This window comes from Samsonia erythrinae, from assembly GCF_004342665.1.
Classification (GTDB): Bacteria; Pseudomonadota; Gammaproteobacteria; order Enterobacterales; family Enterobacteriaceae; genus Samsonia; species Samsonia erythrinae.
In genome coordinates this window covers 1-16790 of the sequence record NZ_SMBY01000003.1, presented here as the reverse complement: position 1 = coordinate 16790, position 16790 = coordinate 1, and the positions used below count along the sequence as shown (strand labels likewise).

The 16790-nt window shown below is 50.7% G+C and carries 14 protein-coding genes and 2 pseudogenes; 11 read left to right on the top strand and 5 right to left on the bottom strand.

Features of this window, described 5'->3' with window-relative positions:
• The first annotated feature begins 44 nt into the window (after window positions 1–44).
• From znuA to lpxM, 3 genes are all read left to right on the top strand, one after another.
• Complete coding sequence (gene znuA, locus EDC54_RS06645) at window positions 45–1034, top strand: zinc ABC transporter substrate-binding protein ZnuA (RefSeq protein ID WP_132455122.1); 990 nt, start codon at window positions 45–47, stop codon at window positions 1032–1034.
• A gap of 12 nt (window positions 1035–1046) precedes the next feature.
• Window positions 1047–2369 carry a murein DD-endopeptidase MepM gene (gene mepM, locus EDC54_RS06640; protein WP_132454495.1) on the top strand — a complete coding sequence of 441 codons (1323 nt, stop codon included), beginning with the start codon at window positions 1047–1049 and terminating at the stop codon, window positions 2367–2369.
• A gap of 342 nt (window positions 2370–2711) precedes the next feature.
• Window positions 2712–3683, top strand: a complete 972-nt coding sequence (lpxM, locus tag EDC54_RS06635) for a lauroyl-Kdo(2)-lipid IV(A) myristoyltransferase (protein WP_132454493.1) — start codon at window positions 2712–2714, stop codon at window positions 3681–3683.
• Between the two features lie 138 nt (window positions 3684–3821).
• Here lpxM and pyk read toward each other — a convergent pair whose 3' ends face one another.
• Together pyk and EDC54_RS06625 are read right to left on the bottom strand one after the other, a co-directional pair.
• Window positions 3822–5264: a pyruvate kinase gene (pyk, locus tag EDC54_RS06630; protein WP_132454491.1), complete on the bottom strand. Its 1443-nt coding sequence runs from the start codon at window positions 5262–5264 to the stop codon at window positions 3822–3824.
• A gap of 255 nt (window positions 5265–5519) precedes the next feature.
• Window positions 5520–6395, bottom strand: coding sequence for a MurR/RpiR family transcriptional regulator (locus EDC54_RS06625; RefSeq protein ID WP_132454489.1), 876 nt, complete (start codon window positions 6393–6395; stop codon window positions 5520–5522).
• 382 nt (window positions 6396–6777) lie between these two features.
• On the opposite strand from EDC54_RS06625, the gene zwf reads away from it, so the two are divergent.
• Window positions 6778–8253, top strand: coding sequence for a glucose-6-phosphate dehydrogenase (gene zwf / locus EDC54_RS06620; protein WP_132454487.1), 1476 nt, complete (start codon window positions 6778–6780; stop codon window positions 8251–8253).
• 166 nt (window positions 8254–8419) lie between these two features.
• Window positions 8420–9061: a bifunctional 4-hydroxy-2-oxoglutarate aldolase/2-dehydro-3-deoxy-phosphogluconate aldolase gene (locus tag EDC54_RS06615; RefSeq protein WP_132454485.1), complete on the top strand. Its 642-nt coding sequence runs from the start codon at window positions 8420–8422 to the stop codon at window positions 9059–9061.
• Between the two features lie 181 nt (window positions 9062–9242).
• Here the strand turns inward: EDC54_RS06615 and purT are convergent, their stop codons facing one another.
• A complete protein-coding gene (gene purT / locus EDC54_RS06610; protein WP_132454483.1) occupies window positions 9243–10421 on the bottom strand; it encodes a formate-dependent phosphoribosylglycinamide formyltransferase in 1179 nt (392 codons plus the stop codon).
• A gap of 195 nt (window positions 10422–10616) precedes the next feature.
• Between purT and EDC54_RS06605 the strand changes: the two genes are divergently transcribed.
• Window positions 10617–12671 carry a S9 family peptidase gene (locus tag EDC54_RS06605; RefSeq protein ID WP_132454481.1) on the top strand — a complete coding sequence of 685 codons (2055 nt, stop codon included), beginning with the start codon at window positions 10617–10619 and terminating at the stop codon, window positions 12669–12671.
• A 380-nt stretch (window positions 12672–13051) separates the two neighbouring features.
• Here EDC54_RS06605 and EDC54_RS06600 read toward each other — a convergent pair whose 3' ends face one another.
• Window positions 13052–13282, bottom strand: a complete 231-nt coding sequence (locus tag EDC54_RS06600; RefSeq protein WP_132454479.1) for a DNA polymerase III subunit theta — start codon at window positions 13280–13282, stop codon at window positions 13052–13054.
• A gap of 372 nt (window positions 13283–13654) precedes the next feature.
• Between EDC54_RS06600 and ftnA the strand changes: the two genes are divergently transcribed.
• Both ftnA and EDC54_RS06590 read left to right on the top strand, forming a co-directional pair.
• On the top strand, window positions 13655–14161 hold the full coding sequence (ftnA, locus tag EDC54_RS06595; RefSeq protein WP_132454477.1) for a non-heme ferritin: 507 nt from the start codon (window positions 13655–13657) through the stop codon (window positions 14159–14161).
• Between the two features lie 273 nt (window positions 14162–14434).
• Window positions 14435–14773, top strand: a complete 339-nt coding sequence (locus EDC54_RS06590; RefSeq protein ID WP_132454475.1) for a YebY family protein — start codon at window positions 14435–14437, stop codon at window positions 14771–14773.
• A 327-nt stretch (window positions 14774–15100) separates the two neighbouring features.
• Here EDC54_RS06590 and EDC54_RS17940 read toward each other — a convergent pair.
• Window positions 15101–15390: pseudogene (locus tag EDC54_RS17940) on the bottom strand (tyrosine-type recombinase/integrase); the annotation flags it as partial.
• On the opposite strand from EDC54_RS17940, the pseudogene EDC54_RS06580 reads away from it, so the two are divergent.
• The 3 genes and pseudogenes from EDC54_RS06580 to EDC54_RS06570 all read left to right on the top strand — a co-directional run.
• Window positions 15386–15651: pseudogene (locus EDC54_RS06580) on the top strand (glycoside hydrolase family 24 protein); the annotation flags it as partial. The pseudogenes EDC54_RS17940 and EDC54_RS06580 sit on opposite strands and share 5 nt — an antisense overlap.
• Before the next feature lie 31 nt (window positions 15652–15682).
• Window positions 15683–16219, top strand: a complete 537-nt coding sequence (locus EDC54_RS06575; RefSeq protein ID WP_132454473.1) for a hypothetical protein — start codon at window positions 15683–15685, stop codon at window positions 16217–16219.
• Between the two features lie 21 nt (window positions 16220–16240).
• A complete protein-coding gene (locus tag EDC54_RS06570; protein ID WP_132454471.1) occupies window positions 16241–16630 on the top strand; it encodes a hypothetical protein in 390 nt (129 codons plus the stop codon).
• The last annotated feature ends 160 nt before the right edge of the window (window positions 16631–16790 follow it).

Genomic DNA, 16790 nt, shown 5'->3' with positions numbered 1-16790 from the left:
ATAATGTAACAAATATTGTGTTAAAAATCGATAGGGCGGCTTTTATGCAAAGATATAGTCAGAATAAAAAAGGGATAAAACGTGCGTTTGTGGCCAGCATACTACTCGCGAGCGGGATGTATGCCAGCATTGTATCAGCGGCGATCGTCACCTCTATTCGCCCATTAGGTTTTATTGCGTCGGCGATTGCCGATGGCGTGACGCCAACCGAGGTGCTTTTGCCGGATGGCCTTTCGCCTCACGATTATGCCTTGCGTCCGTCCGATGTCCAGCGTTTACGCTCCGCCGAACTGGTGATTTGGGTCGGGCCGGAAATGGAGACGTTCTTAGAGAAACCGCTGACAAAAGTTTCATCAGCTAAACAGTTGATGCTTTCTGCGCTGCCTTCGGTCAAATCCGAACTGGAAAAAGAAGCGGGTCATGAGCACGAACATGAACACGAACACGCGCATGCACACGAGCATGATGGCGCTGTCGATGACCACGAACACGATGATGGGCATCACCACGGTGAGTATAATATGCACATTTGGCTGTCGCCGACGATGACAAAACAGGCAGCGATCGCCATTCACGCCAAATTATTGGAACTTATGCCCCAAAATAAGGACAAACTAGACGCGAATCTGCTTTATTTCACGGATAAAATCGCGCAAGCAGATGAAAAAATTGTTAAGATGCTAGAGCCTGTGCGGGGTAAGGGCTATTTTGTGTTTCATGATGCCTATGGTTACTTTGAGAAACACTACGGGTTAAGTCCATTGGGATATTTTACGATTAACCCTGAAGTCCAACCTGGCGCGCAGCGTTTACATCAAATACGAACACAGTTGGTTGAGCGTAAAGCGGTATGCGTTTTTGCTGAACCACAATTCAGGCCAGCCGTTATTAATGCTTTGGCCAAAGGAACCGACGTGCGCTCGGGTGTGCTCGATCCATTGGGAAGCAATATTGCACTGGGCAGAGATAGTTATGCCAACTTCTTGTTGCAGCTATCCCACCAGTATTTGAGCTGTCTGGAGGAAAAATCATGAGGATACGAATAAGTGCAGCAGATAGTCCGAACTATCGCTCTGGCGTATAACAGCTTACCGAGACCCCATCGCGTCATGCTGGGGTCACTGACTGTTGTCACACTGGCCGTTGCCGTTTGGCGGCCTTTTGTTTATCCCCCCGTGAATGATGCGCCCGTTATCGTGAAAGATATCGATCTGGAAGCTAACCAGATGCGCACGTTGTCGCCAGAAGCCAGCGAACCGATAGACCAACCCACCCCGGATGATGACATCCCGCAAGATGAACTGGACGATAAGGTTGCCGATGAAGGCGGCGTCCATGAGTATGTGGTTTCCACCGGGGATACGTTAAGCAGCATTTTGACGCAGTATGGCATTGATATTGCAGATGTTACCCAGCTCGCTGAGCAAAACAGAGATTTGCGCAACCTGAAAATCGGTCAGCAAATTTCGTGGGTTTTGGGCGAAAACGGCGAACTGAAAAGTTTGACCTGGCAGATGTCCCGCCGAGAAACGCGTATTTACGAGCGCGTGGGGGCTGACTTCAAAGAACGCGTTGAAACGCTGAAGGGCGAATGGCGCAATAGCGTTCTGAATGGACGCGTAACGGGCAGTTTTGTCAGCAGTGCGAAAAACGCCGGTTTGAGTAATGCGGAAGTACGTGAAGTCATCAAAGCGCTGCAATGGCAGTTGGATTTCCGTAAGTTACGTAAAGATGACACCTTTTCTGTCCTGATGTCTCGCGAAATGCTGGAGGGTAAAAGCGAGCAGAGCGAGCTGCTGGGGGTTCGCCTCAACACGGGCGGGAAAGATTATTATGCCATTCGTGCAGAAGACGGCAAGTTCTACGATCGCGAAGGTTCTGGTCTGGCGCGTGGTTTTATGCGCTTCCCCACCATGAAGCAATTCCGCATTTCTTCAAACTTTAATCCACGTCGTTTGAACCCGGTTACCGGGCGCGTCGCGCCGCACCGTGGGGTCGACTTCGCCATGCCGGTTGGTTCGCCGGTTCTGGCTGTCGGTGACGGTGAGGTGGTGATTGCCAAACGTAGCGGGGCCGCAGGTAACTATGTCGCTATTCGTCATGGTCGCCAGTACACCACGCGCTATATGCACCTGCACCGCATTCTGGTAAAGCCGGGGCAGAAGGTAAAACGTGGCGATCGCATCGGACTGTCCGGCAACACGGGGCGTTCAACCGGTCCGCACCTGCACTATGAATTTTGGGTCAACCAGCAGGCGGTAAACCCGTTAACGGCGAAGCTCCCGCGCTCCGATGGTCTGACGGGGAAAGATCGTCGTGATTTCCTGGCGCAGGTTAAACAGGTCGTACCGCAGTTGACGTTTGATTAACCCTACCTGTCATGCTTCGGGCGCGAAGACGTTGGCGGACCTGATTTACTCCGAGAGATTCGCTCGGGTAAATTCTCGGAAATTGATGGCACTTGCTCTCCGGGGGAGCGCTGAAGCGGGTTGGATGCCCACTTTTTGTCACTCCACCTGCATGATTTGGGGTAGGAAGTGATCGTCTGTTTTATGCCGGTGGCTTGCTGCCGGCATTTTCATTTGTATACTCGTCATACTTCAAATTGCGTGTGGGTTGGTTACACATCTTTTTGCACAGTTACCAGCGCGTTGTTAAACGCTGTCCGGTGATGATGATTATTTTTACTGATTGTTTTTAAGAGCTTAGGCATGGAAAAAGAGAAAAAATCGACCGCTGAATTTGTTCCTCAGTTTCAACGTGCTTTTTTTCATCCCCGTTATTGGGGTGTTTGGTTGGGCGTTGGGGTGATGGCGCTCGCCGCCTATATTCCCGCACGGGTAAGAAACCCGGTACTGGGTGGGTTAGGGCGTTTTGTCGGCAAATTATCAAAAGGCGCGCGACGCCGTGCTCGCATCAACCTGCTGTATTGCATGCCGGAATTAACGGAAGCACAGCGTGAAGCCATTATCGACGATATGTTCGCCACGGCCCCCCAATCGATGATCATGATGGTGGAAGTGGGAATTCGGAATCCCCGAAAAATAGAAAAATATGTTCGCTGGCACGGTGAAGACATCCTGAAACGTATTCAGGAACAGCAGAAAAACGTGATTTTTCTGGTACCGCACGGGTGGGGCGTGGATATTCCGGCGATGCTGTTGACCTCGCGGGGGCAGCGCATGGCGGCGATGTTCCACAATCAAAAGAATGCGCTGGTCGACTACTGGTGGAATCGGCTACGTCGTCGCTTTGGTGGTCACATTCATGCGCGCAACGACGGGATTAAACCGTTTATCAGTTCTGTACGCTCAGGATGCTGGGGCTATTATCTGCCCGATCAGGATCATGGACCAGAACACAGCGAATTTGTTGATTTTTTTGCAACTTACAAAGCTACGTTGCCGGCCGTCGGGCGTTTAATGAAAGTATGCCGTGCTGATATTGTGCCGCTGTTTCCGGTCTATAACGCGAAAGAGGGCTGTCTGGATGTCTTCATTCGTCCCCCGATGGACGATCTGGCGGATGCCGATGATGCATACATTGCGCGGCGGATGAATGAGGAAGTCGAGATTCTGGTCCGGCCAAACCCGGAACAGTACACCTGGATTCTGAAGCTGTTAAAAACCCGTAAGCCGGGAGAGATTGAACCTTACTGCCGGGACGATTTGTATCGCAACTAAAGGGTATCCCTGGTATTTTTAGCGCGTTGTGCGCCAAGCGGCGCAAATTCGTAAATAAGAAAGCCGGACAACACGTCCGGCTTTTTGCTATCAACTCAACGTTCGTCACGTTGGCTGTGAGCGGATTAGAGGAATAAACTACTCCACTCGCAGGATGCGGATGGTGTTGGTTGAACCGATGGTACCCATGACATCGCCCTGCGTCACAATAACCAGATCCCCGGACATCAGATACCCTTTATCCCGCAGCAGGATCACCGCATCGTTGGCGGCGGCAATGCCATCCGTATAGCTGTCAATGTATACGGGGGTGACTCCGCGATATAGCGCTGTCAGGTTCAGCGTATGCTCGTGGCGGGACATGGCGAAGATCGGCAGGCCGGAGCTGATACGGGACATCATCAGCGCGGTACGGCCCGATTCCGTCATGGCGATCAGGGCGGTGACGCCTTTTAGGTGATTCGCGGCATACATCGCGGACATGGCGATGGATTCTTCCGTGTTATCAAACTGTACCTCAAGACGGTGTTTCGATACGTTGACGCTCGGGATCTTCTCCGCCCCTAAACACACCTTCGCCATCGCGGCTACGGTTTCCGCCGGATACTGTCCGGCGGCGGTTTCTGCCGACAACATCACCGCATCGGTGCCATCCAACACGGCGTTGGCCACGTCCATCACTTCGGCGCGTGTCGGCATCGGGTTGGTGATCATGGACTCCATCATCTGCGTAGCGGTAATCACCGCGCGGTTAAGCTGACGGGCGCGACGGATCAGTTTCTTCTGAATACCGACCAGTTCAGGGTCGCCGATCTCTACGCCCAAATCGCCTCTGGCGACCATGACCACATCGGAGGCCAGAATAATGTCATCCATTGCGGCATCAGAGCTGACGGCTTCAGCACGCTCGACCTTTGAGACGATTTTGGCATGGCAGCCAGCATCGCGTGCGAGGCGCCGCGCGTAATTGAGATCTTCACCGGTACGGGGGAAGGACACGGCCAGATAGTCGACGCCTATTTTGGCGGCAGTGATGATGTCGGCTTTGTCTTTTTCCGTTAGCGCTTCGGCAGACAGGCCACCACCTAACTTGTTGATGCCTTTGTTGTTAGACAACGGCCCGCCGACGGTAACCTCCGTGTAGACTTTCATGCCTTCAACCTGAAGGACTTTTAACTGCACCCGACCGTCATCCAATAACAGGATGTCGCCGGGCACCACATCACTCGGCAAGCCTTTATAATCGATCCCGACTTTTTCTTTATCGCCTTCGCCTTTCGCCAGGTTGGCGTCCAGCAAAAACTTATCGCCGATATTCAGGAAAATTTTACCTTCTTTAAAGGTAGATACACGAATTTTGGGTCCCTGTAGATCGCCAAGAATGGCAACATGGCGGCCTAATCTCGCCGCAATTTCACGAACTTTGTTGGCACGTAATAGGTGGTCTTCTGCTGTGCCGTGAGAAAAATTCATGCGTACTACGTTAGCGCCCGCACTGATAATCTTTTCGAGATTGTTATCGCGGTCGGTAGCGGGCCCCAGGGTGGTGACAATCTTGGTTCTTCTGAGCCGTCTGGACATGTATAACTCCGTTCACTAGTGAAGCAGCGGTGTTGCGATTAAGCGTCGAACAACGATGATGAAGAAGTAACTTTACAACAAAACTCTTTCACCTATGTTATCCGAACGTCGTGTTGAATCTAATTATCATACTATCTCTGTTGGTGATGTCTGCCATCTTTCCATGACTTAGGGCTATTGGCATTGCCCTATTTACTCACTAACCGCTGGTGCCAACGGCCCGGGCCATGATTAAAAACAAAAAAAATTTAAACATCAGGCATATTTGAAAGGGTTAATCAATCGCTCGTCTTTATCAAAACGCGATTCCCGCAAAGCCTCTTTGACCCGTTTGAGGTTATCCCTGAATTTCTCTCCCCGGCGCAAGGTGAAGCCTGTCGCCAGCACGTCGATCAGCGTCAATTGCGCGAGACGGGACACCATAGGCATGTACATATCGGTATCTTCGGGAACATTGAGTCGCAGCGCCAGAGACGCTTCGCGAGCCAGCGGCGTACCGTCCGAGGTAATGGCGATGACTGTCGCATCGTTTTCTCGCGCCAGCTGCGCCATATCGACCAGACTTTTGGTTCTGCCGGTATGGGAGATCAGGACCACAACGTCGCCATCGCCGGAATTCATGCAGCTCATGCGTTGCATCACGATGTCATCAAAATACACAACGGGGACGTTGAAACGGAAAAATTTGTTCATTGCGTCGTGTGCTACCGCGGCGGAGGCGCCTAAACCAAAAAAGGAGATTTTCTTTGCCTGAGTCAGCAAATCCACGGCGCGGTTGACGGCAGCGATATCCAGACTGGATTTTACCTGCTCCAGACCCGCCATCGCGGATTCAAAAATTTTGCTGGTGTAGGCCTCAACGCTGTCGTCTTCCTCAACGTTACGGTTCACATAGGGCGTACCGTTTGCCAGACTTTGTGCCAAATGTAGTTTAAAATCAGGAAAACCTTTGGTGTCGAGGCGACGGCAGAAACGGTTAACCGTTGGCTCGCTGACATCGGCCATTTTAGCCAGAGTCGCGATGCTGGAGTGAATGGCTGTTTGCGGCGTGTTCAGGATTGCTTCAGCAACCTTTCTTTCCGATTTGCTTAAAAGCTCCAAATGATTCTGGATTTTTTCCAGCATATTCATATGACTAAGGCCATGTAAATTTTCCAATTTCAACGAAAGGTACAACCGACGCGCATTAGATGAAAAAACACTAATGATGAAAATATACTACGACCCTGTAGCGGTTGGCAGAGGGCATTGCGTGAAGTTTCCGTCTTTTTTTGCCAGAACATGACATGTGTCTAACTTTCAGAAAAGTGATTGAGTGTCAAAACGATGGGAAATGGGGCTTAAAATCGCAGACATCAGCGATTTCAGCCGTGGCGCAGAGCGGCTTACGGGCGTATTTTCGTCAATGCCGACAATTGCTTGGCAATTTTACGACGGGTTTACGGGTTGTAGTCAAAAAGAGTACATTAGCGCTGTAATAAAATTACAGCGTCCTGCAATGAGGAGATGAATAATGGCGGTAACTTCAACAGCCCAGGCGTGCGATCTGGTTATTTTCGGTGCCAAAGGCGATTTGGCGCGCCGTAAATTGCTGCCTTCCCTGTATCAGTTGGAAAAAGCAGGCCACATCCACCCGGACACCAAGATCATCGGTGTAGGCCGCGCGGATTGGGATAAAGAAGAATATACCCGCGTCGTGCACGAAGCGCTCGACACTTTTATGAAAGAAGACATCGACGCTAAATTGTGGGAAACGCTAAGCAATCGGTTGGATTTCTGTAATCTTGATGTCGACGATACGAAGGCTTTCAGTCGACTCGGTAAGATGCTGGATCAAAAAAACCGCACGACGATCAATTACTTTGCGATGCCGCCCAGCACGTTCGGCGCTATCTGTAAAGGGTTAGGCACCGCCGGGCTGAACAAAGAACCTGCACGTGTCGTAATGGAAAAACCGTTAGGTACCGATCTCGCGTCTTCTCGCGTGATCAACGATCAGGTCGCGGAATATTTCAATGAGTGTCAGGTTTATCGTATCGACCACTATCTGGGTAAAGAGACGGTTCTGAATCTGCTGGCACTGCGCTTCGCCAATTCGCTATTTACCTCAAACTGGGACAACCGGACCATCGATCATGTGCAAATCACGGTCGCCGAAGAAGTCGGGATTGAAGGTCGCTGGGGCTATTTTGATAAAGCGGGCCAGATGCGCGACATGATCCAGAATCATCTGTTACAGATTCTGACCATGATTGCGATGTCTCCGCCATCAGATTTAACCACCGATCGCATCCGTGATGAAAAAGTGAAGGTACTGCGCTCGCTGCGGCGCATTGATCGTTCCAACGTGCATGAAACGACGGTGCGCGGCCAATATACTGCCGGTTTCGTTCAGGGGCATAAAGTGCCGGGCTATCTGGAAGAAGAGGGCGCGAACAAGAGCAGTAGCACGGAGACGTTTGTGGCGATTCGCGTCGATATCGATAACTGGCGCTGGTCCGGCGTGCCGTTCTACCTGCGTACCGGCAAACGCCTGCCGACGAAATGTTCGGAAGTGGTGGTGTACTTTAAAAAGCCCGCGCTGAACCTGTTTAATGATTCTTATCAACAGCTTCCACAGAACAAGCTGATCATTCGCCTACAGCCGGATGAGGGCGTGGAAATTCAGATTCTGAATAAAATACCGGGTCTGGAGCACAAGCATCGTCTGCAAACGGTGAAGCTGGACCTGAGCTTCTCGGAAACCTTTAACCAGCAGCACCTGGCGGATGCCTATGAGCGTCTGCTGCTGGAAACCATGCGTGGGATTCAGGCGCTATTTGTTCGTCGTGATGAAGTCGAAGAGGCCTGGAAATGGGTGGATTCTATCATGGAGGCTTGGGCGATGGACAATGATTCCCCGAAACCGTATCAGGCTGGAAGCTGGGGGCCTGTCGCCTCCGTGGCGATGATCACCCGCGATGGTCGCTCCTGGAATGAGTTTGAGTAATTTTTGGTAATACATCCGTAATGGAGGTGCCGAGGAGCGTCGGCATCTCACCGTTTTAATGTATGGCTAACGGTGCGGTCGGACATCTGCGGCGACGCAGATCCCTGTGGCAGGGGCGCGCTATATAATTAATGATGCCTGCGGGCATGACTGGAGATAACTCTTGATGAAAAACTGGAAAACGAGCGCGGAACAAATTTTGACGACAGGCCCCGTTGTTCCTGTGATTGTGGTTAACAAACTGGAACACGCGGTGCCGATGGCAAAAGCGTTAGTCGCGGGCGGCGTTCGCGTTCTGGAACTGACATTGCGTACCGACTGTGCCATCGAAGCCATCCGCGCGATTGCGAAAGAAGTACCGGAAGCCATCGTGGGGGCGGGGACGGTAACAAACCCAGAGCAACTGGCTGCGGTCGTTGAAGCCGGTGCCCAGTTCGCCATCAGCCCCGGCCTGACCGAACCGTTGCTGAAAGCCGCGACGGAGGGCGATATTCCGTTGATTCCGGGTATCAGCACCGTGTCTGAACTGATGCTGGGGATGGATTACGGACTGCGTGAATTTAAATTCTTCCCTGCGGAAGCAAACGGCGGCGTAAAAGCGCTACAGGCGATTGCCGGTCCGTTCGCGCAGATCCGTTTTTGTCCCACCGGCGGCATTACGCCGAAGAACTACCGTGATTATCTGGCATTGAAGAGCGTGCTATGCGTGGGCGGTTCCTGGCTGGTGCCCAACGATGCGCTGGAAAACGGGGATTATGCGCGGATTACGGAACTGGCGCGTGAAGCCGTTGCCGGTGCCAACGCCTAAGTATGCTCGTGACTGAATGACGAAGGCCACTCACTACGAGTGGCCTTTTTTATGACGAACATCCTGTCCGTCACCCTGCGGGGCGTTGCTTCACAACATTGAAGAACGCGTTTGTGTTTTTATGGTGGATGTTCTGTCCGTCATCAGTGACGTCTTATCTTACCCAGTCGGCAGTAGCCTATCAGCCGCTGACGTTTACACCCGCAGCGACCTGTTTGGCGATGGCCACGGCATCGCTCGTGGTTTCCGCACTGGCTAACGCGACGCCCATCCGGCGCTTGCCGCCAATATCCGGTTTGCCAAACAGGCGAATCTGCGTATGAGGGCGTAGCGTGCTTTCCAGTCCCTGATACCGCACGTTGTTGCTCTCCAGCGCGGGTAAGATCACGGCGGAAGCCGACGCGCCGTACTGACGAACCGCACCAATGGGCAGCCCGAGGAAAGCGCGAACGTGCAGGGCAAACTCGGACAGATCCTGAGAAATCATCGTCACCATGCCGGTGTCGTGCGGGCGAGGGGAGACTTCACTGAAAATCACCTCATCGCCGCAGACGAACAGTTCAACGCCGAACAGGCCATAACCGCCGAGTGCTTTCACGACATCGGCGGCTATCTTTTGCGCGCGCTCCTGCGCCAACACACTCATCTGCTGCGGTTGCCAGGACTCACGATAGTCGCCGTCTTCCTGCCGGTGCCCGATTGGCGCACAGAAGTGGATGCCGTCAACCGCCTGGATGGTCAGCAGGGTGATCTCAAAATCAAAACTGACCACCCCTTCGACGATGACGCGTCCACCGCCTGCACGTCCACCCTGTTGAGCGTAGCGCCACGCCGAATCTAACTGTTCAGCGGAACGAATCAGGCTTTGTCCTTTGCCGGATGAACTCATGACCGGCTTAACAATGCAGGGATAGCCAATTTCCTCTACAGCCTGACGAAAGCGCGCTTCACTGTCGGCAAAACGGTAGCGGGAGGTGGGAACGCCGAGTGTTTCCGCCGCCAGACGACGGATCCCCTCACGGTTCATCGTCAGGCGTGTGGCTTCGGCGCAGGGCACAACGTGGTGTCCCTGTTTTTCCAACGTCACCAGCATATCGGTGGCGATGGCTTCAATTTCCGGCACGATGTAGTCAGGGCGTTCGGCTTCAACCAACGCTTTCAGTGCGTCGCCATCCAACATATTGATGACATGGCTGCGATGCGCAACCTGCATCGCAGGGGCATCGGCATAGCGATCGACCGCAATCACTTCAAGGCCAAGACGCTGACACTCAATCGCCACTTCTTTGCCTAACTCGCCGGAGCCGAGCAGCATCACTCGTGTGGCATCCGCACGCAAGGCGGTTCCAATCGTTAACATAACCTTACACCTGATCGGGTTGTGAAAAATGGCCGCAGTATAAACGAAAACGTTTGCGTGCGCATTAAGAGGAAAGGGATTGGAAAGCAGTACGCAAAAACACGGCAGGAGATGCGAGGGCGTCTTGGCATTGCCGGGTAATCATGCCACTCTCAGCGAAGGAAAATTGATACCCATACAGCGAGATATGACGTAATGAAGGCACCGCAAGCCGAAAAAAGGCCCCACGCGCTAAGGACACATGACGATACGCGCATTGACAACTATTACTGGCTGCGTGACGACTCGCGTACCGATCCACAGGTGCTTGCCTATCTGGCGCAGGAAAACGCCTATAGCGAAGCCGTCATGGCGCCTTATGATGCATCTACTAAACGTGCGCTGTATGATGAAATGATCGGGCGAATCCCGTCGACCGATATGTCGGTGCCTTATGTCAGAAAGGGGTATCGTTATCAAAGCCGTTATGAACCGGGTAAAGAGTATGCCATCTATCTGCGTCAACCTGAGGAGACAACAGAAGAATGGGAAACGCTGCTGGACGGGAATCAGTGCGCGGAAGGGCATGAATTTTACAGTCTCGGCGCGCTTGAGGTTAGCCCGAACAATCGGCTGTTGGCGTTCTCGGAAGATTTTTTATCCCGCCGGCAGTACACGCTCCGTTTTCGCGATCTGAACAGCGGCGAGTGGTTACCGGATGCGATCGAAAATGTGACTGCGGGGGTTGAATGGTCGGCGGATTCGACGGTGCTGTATTACGTGCGCAAACATGAGCAAACGCTATTGCCGTACCGGGTCTATCGTCACCGTCTGGGTAGCGATCCGGCGCAGGATGAACTGGTCTATGAAGAGAAAGATGACACCTATTATGTCAGTCTCAGCAAAACCACGTCAGAGCGCTATATTACCATTTATCTCAGTAGCACCACGACGACGGAGGTGTTATTGCTCGACGCGGCAACCCCAGATGCCGCGCCGCAGATAGGCATTCCACGCCGGAAAGATCATGAGTATGGCCTCGATCACTATCAGGGCATGTTTTATCTACGCTCTAATCGGGAAGGGAAGAATTTTGGACTCTACCGTTCGCATAAGCCCGATGAGCAAGCGCTGGAAACACTTATCGCGCCTCATGAGCATCGCGTGCTGGAGAGCTTTGAACTTTTCCGTGATTGGCTGGTGGTTGAAGAAAGAGAACGCGGTTTGACCCGTCTGCGGCAGATCCATTGGCAGACGCAGGAAGAAAAGAACATTACCTATAACGATGAGAGTTATGTGACGTGGCTGTCTTATAACCCTACGCCAGAAACCGAACTGCTGCGCTATGGCTATTCCTCAATGACGACGCCTAATACGCTGTATGAGCTAAATCTGGATACGGGAGAGCAGCGGTTACTTAAGCAGTCGGAAGTGAAGGATTTTTCCCCGGAAAATTACCGCAGTGAGCGTCTGTGGATTACGGCGCGAGACGGAGTTGAAGTCCCTGTCTCTCTGGTGTATCACCGAGAGCATTTCAATCCGGGTAAGAATCCGATACTGGTGTATGGCTATGGAGCTTACGGCAGCAGTATGGATCCGGATTTCAGCGTCAGCCGTTTGAGCCTGCTGGACAGAGGGTTTGTCTTTGCCATAGCGCATATTCGCGGCGGGGGGGAACTGGGGCAAACGTGGTATGACGCTGGCCGATTACTCAATAAAATGAACTCCTTCACGGACTTCATCGATGTATCTCAGGCATTGATAGCGCGCGGCTATGGCGACAAGAAAAACATGTTCGCAATGGGGGGCAGTGCGGGAGGACTATTAATGGGCGCAGTAGTGAACATGGCGCCCGAGCTGTTTAAAGGCGTTGTGGCTCAGGTTCCTTTTGTCGATGTATTGACGACAATGCTGGATGAGTCGATCCCGTTGACGACGGGAGAGTACGACGAGTGGGGCGACCCAAACGAGCAAATTTACTATGACTATATCAAACGCTATAGCCCCTATGACGGTATTACCGCTCAGTGCTACCCACATTTATTGGTGACTACCGGACTGCACGATTCTCAGGTGCAGTATTGGGAGCCAGCTAAGTGGGTAGCAAAATTGCGGGAAGTTAAAACGGACGATCGTCTGGTGCTGCTGTACACCGATATGGATGCCGGGCACGGTGGAAAATCCGGGCGCTTCAAACGTTATGATGATATTGCGCTGGAATATGCGTTCCTGCTGATGGTGCTGGCAATGGCGGGAGAAGATTGTGAATAATAACGAAAAGTGGTGATTATGCGGGTAAACCCTGTGCGGGGTTTACCCGACGGCATGACACCGGGCTGATGTTGTCAGCCCCGGGTTAGCAATATTAGGTTATTGATACCTAGGTAATATCACCCTGTGTTTTCTTTGCTCTTTTCTCGGCCCGTTTTTCGGCAGCCGTTCTTTGCGGTTTTTTCTTGCTGTTCTTTTTGCTATCCAGTCCTTTACTCATATCTTGCCTCGCTTGATAAAAGGTTAGGTTGCCACCTCATTAACCTCCTGTGTGAACCGATATGCAAGCGGAAAATCGTTTTTGCCGTGTAAAGACGGGTACCCGTGGGAAAGGACGCTTCCCACGGGTACCCGTCTTCCACGGGAATGAAGGGTGAAGGTTATTTCATCTTAGGCTCGTAGGGTAAACGAGAAAACTGTAGCGAGCGTTGGCGATAAAAAATCACACGTTCACGAAAGTAGTCGCGCAGATGTTCGGGCTGTTCTCTCTCAATGGCTTCCGGAATGACCGGCATATTGTAACGCTCTTTGAAGGCAACGCCTGACGCCGCCAAATCGACGTTAACCTTATCCATCTCCTCTTTGGACAATTCAGCCAGATTATGTCCCATACTGCTTTCTCCTGCCTAATTGGTCACAGACTTATGTGTGCCACGGTAAAGTAGCCGCAGGAAAATGGCAAGCGTTCATCTATTTGTATGGATGGCTATTATTCTCATTACGGAATAGGAATCATTTTTAATTCAGGAACACCGCGACGGTATTAAATCTTCGGGCGTTATTATTGATAATAAAAATGATTATCAATAATAGATGAACGCTATTTTCAGATGAAAATAAATATCATTGACAAGGGTCTAACTTGTTGTTTTTATTTTATTAAATTTATTTTCACATCAATGTTAATAAAGTGTTTTCTATTTTATTTTTTCAGGCATAATGCCTCTAAATAATTCCACCTGCCGGGAAAATAGGACGTTAATATGTTAAAAAAAGAAATGATTCAGAAGCTAAATGAACAGCTTAATTTGGAGTTTTATTCTGCGAATTTGTATCTGCAAATGAGCGCATGGTGTGGTGATAAAGGCTATGAAGGCGCATCGGGTTTCCTGAAGGGACATTCTCAGGAAGAAATGCAACATATGCAGCGCCTGTTTGATTATCTCGACGACACCGGAAGTATGCCGATATTGGGCGCAATTGCGGCACCGCCGGTTGAATTTGACTCACTGGCCGATGTCTTCAGGCAGACCTATGAACATGAACAACTGATTACCGCAAAAATTAATGAGCTGGCGCATGTTGCGATGACGCTACAAGACTATTCAACGTTTAACTTCCTGCAATGGTACGTTGCTGAACAGCATGAAGAAGAGAAGCTGTTCCGTTCGATTCTGGACAAGCTGGCGCTGGTCAATACCAATGAAAGCGGGTTGTTCTTTATCGATCAGGATCTGAAAAAAATGTCTGCTGTGGCACCGTCAGCCTGACCGTCATCGAACTCTTTGCCGATGAATCCACAAAACTACGCGGGATAAGATCTCCCTTCTCCCGCGATTTACACCTGTAAACAGCCTTTGGGCCCACTGCGCCTGCGTTGATGCTTTCCTGCTCGACTTCATCTTCTTCTACCGCTATGATCGCGACAGTAGTGATATACAACCTTCTGTTTTATAAGGTTTGACGCTGTTCTTTTTCTGATGAGGGCCAACTGAAAAATTCGCATGCGTCACCGTCCGAATACGTTAACCGGGAATACCCTAATGAAGAAAGTCTTGTTATCAATGATGCTCACCTCACTTGCTGTCAATGCCTTTGCCGCAGCTAAGCTGGCAACAATCAGCCGACTGGAATATGGCGATCGCTGGGCCTTCACGCGGGAAGAAGTGCAACTGATTTGTCGTCCCGGTAATGCGCTCTATGCTCTGCATACCGGAACGCTGATGCAGTATCCGCTGAATGATGTTGCGGTTGCTCAAATGAAGTCGGGTCAGGTGAATGCGCAGCCCATAGATGTTATCTGGTTGGACGATCCCCATAATCCCGGACAGAAAAAAAGCCTGAAACCCTTCATCGAACGTGCAGAGCAGCTGTGCGAGTAACGCCGCGCGCTTCAAATGAGCGTGTTAACTAATTGCATCAATCGGGTTAACTTAAAGTGTGAAATCTGTTCCATTTGTGATAATTCCGATGGGGAAATGCTGGAAAAGGCGGGGGAGTTGGCTACGCTTAATGCGACAAGGCTAGTGTAGCTTGTATCAATGCCAACTTTTAGCGCACGGCTCTCTCCCAAGAGCCATTTCCCTAGACCGGATACAGGAATGGTATTCGGTCTTTTTTAACTTGTTGATTTTTAACGAGTTTATTTTAATAATCCCGAAAAATCCCGAAAAATCCCGAAATTCCCCCGAAAATCGATATCCGGTCTTTTACAGGTAAGTATATTCTTTCCCTCTTGTTTCCAGATATTTATCAGTCATTTTGGCTGATTTATGACCGAGTAGTTTCTGGGCAAACTCCTTCCCTCGCTCTTTTTCGTAGAGTCGGCCGGCAAGACTCCTTATCTCATGAAAGGTTGGCGGATTATCATCAAAATGACGCCCGTGGATTTTCTTGCTTTTACAAAACCTTTTGTAAGGCTGTCAGGGTTTATCATCCCGTCAGGACTGTTTTTTCTAACTCCGGCGCTAATCAAATAATCGCTCTTGCTGGCTAACCGACGCAGAGAGAGAGCAACTGCGTCTGGTCGTTACCAACACTTTATCGATATTGGCCGCATTACAAAGATTTGCTGGGGTTGCCGGATTTTAGCCCCAACTCACAGGGTAGGCTGGCAATACAGCTGATTCGCGAGCGTCGGGCGCTGGCGGATATTGAGCGCGGTGATATTAAAGAGGCCATACGAAAATGTTCAAACATATGGGCCAGTTTGCCCGGAGCTGGATATGGACAGCACGAACATAAATGGCTGACCTGTTAGCGCAGTATCAGGCCGCTCTCGGTGCTCTGGTATGAACATTATCCCTAGTTGGAAATTAACGGTCGTTTCGCTGGTGGCTGGTATTGCGATCGGTTGGTACGTCCAGGGACTGCGCTGGGATGCTGATGCTGCGGAAGTAAGTCGCAAACAGTCTGATGATATCAGCGCATCACAGCAGGCCATCATTGCGCGTCAGTCGTTTGAGTTTCATCGCTACAACGAGATAGCACGCAACGCTAATCAACACGGCACAATTATTAAAGTGAATTCCAATGAAAAGCAGGTTGAATACAGGACAATTATCAAACGTAGCCCAGCTGGTCGTGAGTGCGTTTCTGATGATGTCGCTTATCGGTTGCTCGGCTACGCGCACAGTCTACGTGCCTACGCAATGCACGCCTCTTCCGGTGGAGCTGACACAACCGATACTCGTGCCATTACCTCCGATTGCAGACTGACGTATGCGCAGGCCGTTTACTGGATTGACCCGCTGCTAACTGCGCTGGACCAAGCAAATAGCCAGTTGGCAGGGATAAGGGAACTCAACAAATTTTCATCGAATCAATGAATCTAACCAAGAGAGGCAATTATGTTAGAAGTCACTAAAGACGAATCAGGTCAAAATACGGTCTTAATCACGAAAGAGCAAATGAAAGGACTGATTAAGACGACTTTGGGCGGGAATTATGAAGGGGCTTTAGTGCTTAAGCACGACTACCAGCCCTTACTTGGCCGAGTAGGTGGAGGTGAGCAACCGATAGATGAGGTGCTGGATGTCATTGCGAACACATACAATGTCGCATTCAGTATTGATGGAAAGCTTTTCGTAGAGCAAGTTATAGTAAAAATTAATGAAGACAGAACAAACTGGATGCCAGAGTCTGATTTGTATAATGTTCATGAAATGCAAAGTGAAGAAGATTTCCCATCAATTTCCCCAGTCTCCGGTGTTGAAATTATGGGTGTGGCGTATGTTTAACTGAGTTTTAAAATTACGTAATATCATTGCCCCAGCAAATGCTGGGGCTTTTGAGACTGTAATTAAAATTGTGTAATTGCCTGTTTTTGATATGTTCACTCCAACAGCGGAGACAGGCAGAATATGGACGAGAAGAAACTCAAAGCCCTTGCGGCAGAAC

Bases quoted from the DNA above. Each gene is read 5' to 3' on its own strand.
- EDC54_RS06590 (WP_132454475.1), top strand. From the start codon at position 14,435: ATGAAGAAAGTCTTGTTATCAATGATGCTCACCTCACTTGCTGTCAAT.
- purT (WP_132454483.1), bottom strand. From the start codon at position 10,421: ATGTTAACGATTGGAACCGCCTTGCGTGCGGATGCCACACGAGTGATG.
- zwf (WP_132454487.1), top strand. From the start codon at position 6,778: ATGGCGGTAACTTCAACAGCCCAGGCGTGCGATCTGGTTATTTTCGGT.
- znuA (WP_132455122.1), top strand. From the start codon at position 45: ATGCAAAGATATAGTCAGAATAAAAAAGGGATAAAACGTGCGTTTGTG.
- ftnA (WP_132454477.1), top strand. From the start codon at position 13,655: ATGTTAAAAAAAGAAATGATTCAGAAGCTAAATGAACAGCTTAATTTG.
- EDC54_RS06625 (WP_132454489.1), bottom strand. From the start codon at position 6,395: ATGAATATGCTGGAAAAAATCCAGAATCATTTGGAGCTTTTAAGCAAA.
- lpxM (WP_132454493.1), top strand. From the start codon at position 2,712: ATGGAAAAAGAGAAAAAATCGACCGCTGAATTTGTTCCTCAGTTTCAA.
- EDC54_RS06605 (WP_132454481.1), top strand. From the start codon at position 10,617: ATGAAGGCACCGCAAGCCGAAAAAAGGCCCCACGCGCTAAGGACACAT.
- pyk (WP_132454491.1), bottom strand. From the start codon at position 5,264: ATGTCCAGACGGCTCAGAAGAACCAAGATTGTCACCACCCTGGGGCCC.
- EDC54_RS06615 (WP_132454485.1), top strand. From the start codon at position 8,420: ATGAAAAACTGGAAAACGAGCGCGGAACAAATTTTGACGACAGGCCCC.
- EDC54_RS06575 (WP_132454473.1), top strand. From the start codon at position 15,683: ATGAACATTATCCCTAGTTGGAAATTAACGGTCGTTTCGCTGGTGGCT.
- EDC54_RS06570 (WP_132454471.1), top strand. From the start codon at position 16,241: ATGTTAGAAGTCACTAAAGACGAATCAGGTCAAAATACGGTCTTAATC.
- EDC54_RS06600 (WP_132454479.1), bottom strand. From the start codon at position 13,282: ATGGGACATAATCTGGCTGAATTGTCCAAAGAGGAGATGGATAAGGTT.